Annotated in this window: 6 protein-coding genes and 1 pseudogene; 1 reads left to right on the top strand and 6 read right to left on the bottom strand. The window is 43.8% G+C overall.

Annotation, left to right across the window (positions count from 1 at the left end):
* The 6 genes and pseudogenes from AC1DSE_RS26765 to AC1DSE_RS26740 form a co-directional block, all read right to left on the bottom strand.
* Positions 1–432: pseudogene (locus AC1DSE_RS26765) on the bottom strand (iron ABC transporter permease); the annotation flags it as partial.
* Positions 433–434: 2 nt separating this feature from the next.
* The gene (locus AC1DSE_RS26760; protein ID WP_339203723.1) at positions 435–1,574 is read right to left on the bottom strand and encodes a Fe(3+) ABC transporter substrate-binding protein; all 1,140 of its coding nucleotides are present in this window, start codon (positions 1,572–1,574) and stop codon (positions 435–437) included.
* A gap of 127 nt (positions 1,575–1,701) precedes the next feature.
* On the bottom strand, positions 1,702–3,117 hold the full coding sequence (locus AC1DSE_RS26755) for a HAMP domain-containing sensor histidine kinase (protein ID WP_477528458.1): 1,416 nt from the start codon (positions 3,115–3,117) through the stop codon (positions 1,702–1,704).
* Positions 3,114–3,791, bottom strand: coding sequence for a response regulator transcription factor (locus tag AC1DSE_RS26750; protein ID WP_477511729.1), 678 nt, complete (start codon positions 3,789–3,791; stop codon positions 3,114–3,116). Before AC1DSE_RS26750 ends, AC1DSE_RS26755 begins: the two co-directional genes overlap by 4 nt.
* A 144-nt stretch (positions 3,792–3,935) precedes the next feature.
* The gene (locus AC1DSE_RS26745; RefSeq protein ID WP_441881798.1) at positions 3,936–5,378 is read right to left on the bottom strand and encodes a DHA2 family efflux MFS transporter permease subunit; all 1,443 of its coding nucleotides are present in this window, start codon (positions 5,376–5,378) and stop codon (positions 3,936–3,938) included.
* A 57-nt stretch (positions 5,379–5,435) separates the two neighbouring features.
* Positions 5,436–6,020 carry a TetR/AcrR family transcriptional regulator gene (locus tag AC1DSE_RS26740; RefSeq protein ID WP_477511728.1) on the bottom strand — a complete coding sequence of 195 codons (585 nt, stop codon included), beginning with the start codon at positions 6,018–6,020 and terminating at the stop codon, positions 5,436–5,438.
* Between the two features lie 212 nt (positions 6,021–6,232).
* Between AC1DSE_RS26740 and AC1DSE_RS26735 the strand changes: the two genes are divergently transcribed.
* The coding region (locus AC1DSE_RS26735) for an aldo/keto reductase family protein (RefSeq protein WP_477528457.1) at positions 6,233–7,078 on the top strand (846 nt) is incomplete at its 3' end.

Below are 7,078 nucleotides of genomic sequence, written 5' to 3'. Positions count from 1 at the left end.
CAATATATCAAAATAAGCTTGGTTAGGGGTTACGCCGAGCGTATTTCGCATAAAAACTTGTATGCTGCCCGTATAGCTCAGCATAGAACCGTAAGTATAAGCTGCAATATATGGTGGAATAGCCAGTGGCAGCAAAAATGCAAAGTGAAAGAACTTCCGCATCGGGAAATCATAGGCTGCAACAAGCCATGCAAGCGACACGCCGATGATAACGGAGAAAAACACCGATCCTACTACAAGATATAAAGATTGAACGACAGATTCAAACAGCATATACTCTTTGATTTGCTGCCAGTTTTCATTCGGTTTGTCAAACAAACCGAAAAAAATATAAAGAGACGGAATAAGGGCCATGATGGCCCCTATTACGCTCAATATAACCCAGCCGTTCAATATTCTCTTTAAATTTCGCAAAGAGATGGAAGCCATCATTTTTATTTCCAACCTGCCTTAGCCAGAAGCTCGACTGCTTTTTTGTTATGATCGCCCAGCTTGGAGAAATCCAGCTTCTGTGTTTTAAAGTCACCCCAGCCCTTTAACAACTCAGGCTTTTCTGCAGCAGCATTTACAGGAAATTCGAAGCTTCCTTGCGTTAACAGCGTTTGCCCATCCTTGCCTGTCATGAATTCGATCAGTTTAACAGCGTTATCTTTATTCTTAGCATGCTTAGTAAGGCCTACACCGCTGATGTTAAGATGTGTGCCTGTCGTTTCTTGGTTCGGGAAGAATACGCCAATTTTCTCTGCAACCTTAACTTCTTCCGTATCCTTCGAATTCAACATCTGCCCAACGTAATAAGTGTTCATAATCGCAACATCACCTAGACCAGCAACGACCGCTTTCGCTTGGTCGCGATCTCCGCCTTCAGGATCACGAGCAAAGTTTGCTACAATCCCCTTCGCCCATTCTTCAGCCTTTTGCTCTCCATTTAGTTCGATGAATGAAGCAAGCAGCGACTGATTATAAAGGCTGGCAGACGAGCGCGCCAATACTTTCCCTTTCCATGCGGCATTTGCAAGATCTTCATAGGTGGACAGCTGCTCCGGCTTCACACGATCTTTGGCATAAACGATAACGCGTGCACGGGTTGCAATGCCAACCCAATTGTTTTCGTTATCCCGCAGCTCTGCGGGTACATTACTATCAACCGTTGTGGATTGAATCGGTTGAAGCACTTCATTTTGCTTCGCATAATTTAGAACGCCGCCATCTACTGTAATGAACAGATCTGCTTCTGAGCTTTCTCCTTCTCGCTTCAAACGTTCAACGAGCTCTTCTGCTGTACCTTTAATTTCATTGACTTTAATGCCTGTTTCTTTCGTAAAGGCATCAAACAACTGGCTGTCAACATCATAGTGTCTTGCTGTAAACACGTTTACGACTTGCTCTTTGTTGTTATTCTTACTCGTATCATTACTTCCACCAGCTGCTTCAGTCGTTGCTGGGCTCGCCTCTGGCGATGGCGAAGAAGCATTCGTCTTATCGTTTCCTGCATTATTCGCTCCACAACCTGCTAATACGAGCACTGTTAGCATCGTTAACAATACGACACTTACGATATAATTCTTTTTCATCTTTGTCATACCTCTCGTTCCCACTTTTAATTTGATAATGAAAATCATTACCACCAATTCAACAGTTCCTATTGTAACCTACTAAAATGAGAAAATGCTGTGAAAATAAAAAAAAGCTACCCGACATTCATTTTCGGGTAACTCGTTTAAAAACAGCTGAAACGGTGGTACCTTGATGAAGTTTACTTTCAATGAGCAAACTACCGTCATATCGTTGCACCAAACGGTTCGCAATCGCCAGCCCGAGTCCATGACCGCCGCTTGTGCCGCTCCTCGAACGGTCTGCGCGGTAAAAACGATTCATAACGAGCGGTAAGTCCTGATCAGATATGCCAACGCCAAAATCTGTGACTTGAATGACAGCATCCGTTTCTCCTAGCAAGCAGCAAAGCTCTATTCTTCGGCTTTCTCCCGAATAGTTGACTGCATTATCAAGTAAGATGAGCATAATTTGCTCCAAATGCTGCTCAGACACAAATAGATCTACGTCTGACAAATGACTCAAATCAGCATGAAAAGTGAACTCCGGATGAAGCACCTCTATATTTCTAATAAGCTGTTCCATGTTCTGCTTCGAATGGCTGCTCATCTCATTCCCGTAAGCGGGCTCTTTCTCCGCACGAGACAATGCGAGCAGCTCCTGTACAAGTCCTTTCAGCCGAGCTATTTCCTGCGACGAAGCTTGCAAAGACTCTTCCAGAACTGCAGGGTCATCCTTTCCCCAGCGCTGCAGCAGTGCGAGATGCCCTTCAATGATGGCAATTGGTGTTCTTAGCTCATGAGAAGCATCCTCTACAAATTGTTTCTGTTGCCCGAACGAGCGCTCAAGCTGATCCATCATTTCATTAAACAGMTTCATGAGCGTTGCAATTTCATCATTTTTATTTTCGTTTAGCTGAACCCTTTCTTGTAAGCCTTTCTGCTTTACGCCGGTCATGGCAACATTCATCGCTTGAAGCGGCTTAAGCAGCTGACGCGCCAGCAATCCTCCGCCGATGCCGCTTATAACAATGGCACCGACACAGCAAATTAACATAATTCGAAAAAAAGCTGAACTAAGCTTCTCAAAATCCTCGATGTTTTTCACAATTTCGATTGTTCCGTTAAACGAGAAGATCGTTAAAGGGCTCCGCATAAGCAGCAGGTTTTGGTCAAGGAACCACGACCCTTTGGCAGCTAAACTCGAAGATGGATAAGCATCTAACCACTGCTCTGTTAGATTATCAGAGACAATCATAATCGGTGCTCCATCTTCATCAAGCACGCGTATTAGCTGATTTTTACCATTTACTTTTTCAAGAAAGCTTCGTATTGAATTCAACTCCGATTGCTCGAAAGTGAACTCCTTTTCCAATAAATAGTTCAATATTTCCCGCATGTCTTCCTGTGTGTTCGTCTCTGCTTGTTTATTCATCCACTTCTCTACAAACATATATTGAACGGCATTGTATGCAGCAAATAAAAGAAATAACAGCAGCGCCGACCATAATGTCAGCTTCCACTTGATCGGTATTCGTGAGAAACTTACGCGCAAATTATTCATTTTTTCATCACATACCCAATACCGCGCAGCGTTTGAATGCAGCTCGTTCCTCCGGGGACATCAATCTTATTGCGCAAATATCTCACATATACATCAACAACATTCGTATCGACAGCCGCATCGTAACCCCATACGGTATCAAGCAGCGTTTCCCGTGAGAAGACACGGTTCGGATTTTGCATGAAAGCAAGCAGCAATCCGTATTCCCGCTTAGTCAACTCTATGATTTGTTCGCCTCTGCTAACGATTCTAGCGTCTAAATCTACAGTTAACTCACCAGAAGACAAAATAGAACGATGATCAGATGCAATCATATCCTGTCGCCTAAATACAACGCGTAGACGTGCAAGCAGCTCTTCAATCGCAAACGGTTTCGGGATATAATCGTCCGCCCCGCTGTCAAGGCCAGATACTCGGTCTGTAACGCTGTCCCTCGCTGTCAGCATAAGAATAGGTGTTGCTTTTGATTCCCGAATACGCCTGCAAACCTCAAGTCCGTCCATGCCAGGCAGCATTAGATCCAATAAAATAACATCCCATTCTTCTCGCAAGGCGCGCTCTAGACCACTATTGCCATCATAAGAAACAACTGTCTCAAACGATTCATGACGCAGTTCAAGCTCAATAAAACGCGCTAAATTTCTTTCATCCTCAATAAGTAAAATCTTTTTCATGGATTGACCCGCCTTTAGTATTGCAAATGCTTGTCTACAGCATATTTTCAATCATTGTAATTGATAATTGTTCTCACAGTCAATCGTTCTATCAAAAAAGAGACAGTCCATGTTCCCATAGACTGTCTCTAGTATTCAAATCTATTAATGCTGTTTGCTCACATGAACCCGTTTAATGAAGAAAGCAACGATCAAACCGATAATGGCAACAATCATAGCGAAAATAAATGCGTTCTGAATTCCTGCTGTCAACGCAAGCGGAGCATTGGCCGGATCTGTAGGATCAGCCACATCCTTCATAAAGCCGGTCATTCCTGCGGTCATAATACTTACTGCAACTGCGGTACCGATAGCGCCAGCGACCTGCTGCAGTGTATTCATAATCGCCGTACCATCCGGGTACAGCTCGCGTGGCAGCTGGTTGAGCCCGTTTGTTTGTGCAGGCATCCATACCATCGAAATACCGATCATCAAGCATGAATGAAGAACAATAATTAATGTAATCGTTGATGCTGTCGTTATGCCTGAGAAGAACCATAGCGCAGCGGCAACGATGACAAGACCTGGAATAACGAGCCACTTAGGACCAAACTTATCGAACAGGCTGCCCATAATGGGAGACATAATTCCGTTAATAAGTCCCCCTGGCAGCATAATGAGGCCAGCTGTCAGTGCACTAAGACCAAGTCCACTGATCAAATACATAGGCAGAACGAGCATAGAAGATAAAATAACCATCATACAAATAAATACCATTAACGTTCCTACAACAAACATCGGATGCTTAAACGCCCGTAAGTTCATCATCGGCTGCTTCATCGTCAATTGACGAACAGCGAAAATCGCAAGGGACAATATACCAACGATCATGGTCGCAATCACTTTTGTACTGCCCCAGCCGCCTTCACCTTCACCCGCGCTGCTAAAGGCAAACACAATACCGCCGAACCCTAGCGTTGAGAATACGAGAGAAAAAATATCAATTTTCGGTTTTGTTATGGTAGATACATTTTGCATATACATAATCCCGAATAATAGTGCAATGACTAGGAACGGAAGCGACAACCAGAAAATCCAGTGCCAGCTTAAGTTTTCAATCAAGAGTCCTGCAATCGTCGGGCCTACAGCAGGCGCAACCATAATAACAAGCCCAATTACACCCATTGCCGCTCCCCGCTTCTCAGCCGGGAAAATAATAAGAATTGTGTTAAACATAAGCGGCAGCAAAAGCGCCGTTCCAACTGCTTGGATAACACGCGCAGCCATAAGAACTTCAAAGCTTGGTGCGAGCGCCGCTACCAATGTTCCTAGTACGGAGAAACTAAGTGCTGCTATGAATAGCTGCCTTGTCGAGAACCATTGAAGCAGCAGCCCCGATACAGGAACCAATATGCCCAGCGTCAGCAAGTATCCCGTTGTCAACCACTGTACCGTTGGCGCCGTGATATCAAAGACGCGAATTAAATCGCTTAGTGCCACATTTAATGCCGTTTCACTAAACATTCCGATAAAGCCGCTTAATAATAATGAAATCATAATGGGGATTACTTTATATTTTTGCCCCGTATTTTGTTGCGATTCTGTCATTGTTGCTTGCAAGCCTTCCACTCTCCTATTATCTATCTAGCATTTATTCATGACTTCTCATAGAGAAGGACATTTATTAATGATATACGGCAAACATTTCGTTGCGGATAACAACGGCTGCTTGTCCCGATTCGTCAGCGTTAGAATAAGCGCACCTTCCAATAAGGAAACGGTGACGACGCCAACCTCAACTGCTCTAGTCTCTTCCATTCCAAGCTGAACCAGCCTCTCGGAAATCACGTTCTGCCATGCTGCAAATACACCTTGTCCAGCTGCTCTCAGCTTCTCGCTAATCGATGAGGTTTCGACTGCCATCCAGAAGCTAAACGGCATATAACCCTTATAATCAAACTTCTCTGCATCATCGGCCATATCAAATACAAAAGCCTGAACGGCTTCAGCAGGGTCCTCATAATCAGCAAATTTCTTTCTCCATTTCTCAATAACAAGCTCCTTCGTGCAGTTAATGCATTCCAGCGCAAGCTCTTCCTTGCCGTTTGGGAAATAATAATAAAGAGATCCCTTCGGACAATCACTTTCTTTAATAATTTGGCTTAATCCCGTCGCATGATAGCCCTGCGTAAAAAAAAGCCTAGCTGCCGTATCAAGTATGGCATGCCTTGTATTATGTTTTTCCGACATTGATTCACTCCTCGATTATAACGATCGGTCTATATAATAAAAACATTGATCCGCTTATCAAGTCAACCTTTTTTTATATCCAGTAACAATAGAACCATTCGTCCTTCGATCCTATTAATACATAAATCAACTTAATAATTCGTTTATTATATATTTTTAATATTAAATATAGGTTGCTATAATCAGATTTACATTGAAAGGAGGAATGAAACATGAATTATAGGAAACTAGGTAAAAGCGGCTTATTAGTAAGCGAAGTGGCTCTCGGAAACTGGATAACCCACGGTGCACAAGTGGATGACAACACCGCACAAGCATGCGTAAATGCTGCACTAAACGCTGGAATTTCAACTTTCGATACTGCTGATGCTTATTCGGAGACGAGGGCGGAATCGGTCTTAGGTCATTGTTTAAAGGGAATACGTCGTGAAAGTATTGAATTGTGCACGAAGGTTTTTCATCCAACAGGGAACGGGCATAACGATAGAGGGTTATCACGCAAGCATATTATGGAATCCTGCCATGCTTCACTTCGCAGATTACAGACGGACTATATTGATATTTATTACGCTCACCGATTTGATACGACCGTATCGCTTGAAGAGACATTTGTGGCGTTTTCCGATTTGGTTCGACAAGGAAAAGTTTTGTATATCGGCGTAAGTGAGTGGACAGCAGATCAGATAACGCAAGGATCGGCTTTGGCAAGGGAGCTGAAAGTTCCTTTTGTTGCGAGTCAACCCCAATATTCTATGCTTTGGCGGGTTATTGAAGCCGAGGTTATTCCCGCTTGCGAGCGTGAAGGAATTGGTCAGATTGTCTGGTCACCACTTGCGCAAGGTATTCTTTCCGGTAAGTATGCTCCTGACAAGCCTATACCAGAAGGCTCGCGCGCTTCTACGGCCGCTGGTTCGCCGTTTTTCAAACGTTTGGCAGGACAATGGTTGAATAAAGAAGTCCTTCAGGCAATAGAACAACTAGGGCCGATTGCACAAAAATGCAACTTAACGCTGTCACAGCTCGCGGTAGCGTGGGTTTTGCAAAACCCGCAGGTGTCC

Source organism: Paenibacillus sp. 01L418, assembly GCF_056400045.1.
The sequence above is the reverse complement of the archived record's forward strand: the minus strand, read 5'-3'. Positions and strand labels throughout refer to the sequence as shown.

Bases quoted from the DNA above. Each gene is read 5' to 3' on its own strand.
- AC1DSE_RS26750 (WP_477511729.1), bottom strand. From the start codon at position 3,791: ATGAAAAAGATTTTACTTATTGAGGATGAAAGAAATTTAGCGCGTTTT.
- AC1DSE_RS26740 (WP_477511728.1), bottom strand. From the start codon at position 6,020: ATGTCGGAAAAACATAATACAAGGCATGCCATACTTGATACGGCAGCT.
- AC1DSE_RS26745 (WP_441881798.1), bottom strand. From the start codon at position 5,378: ATGACAGAATCGCAACAAAATACGGGGCAAAAATATAAAGTAATCCCC.
- AC1DSE_RS26760 (WP_339203723.1), bottom strand. From the start codon at position 1,574: ATGAAAAAGAATTATATCGTAAGTGTCGTATTGTTAACGATGCTAACA.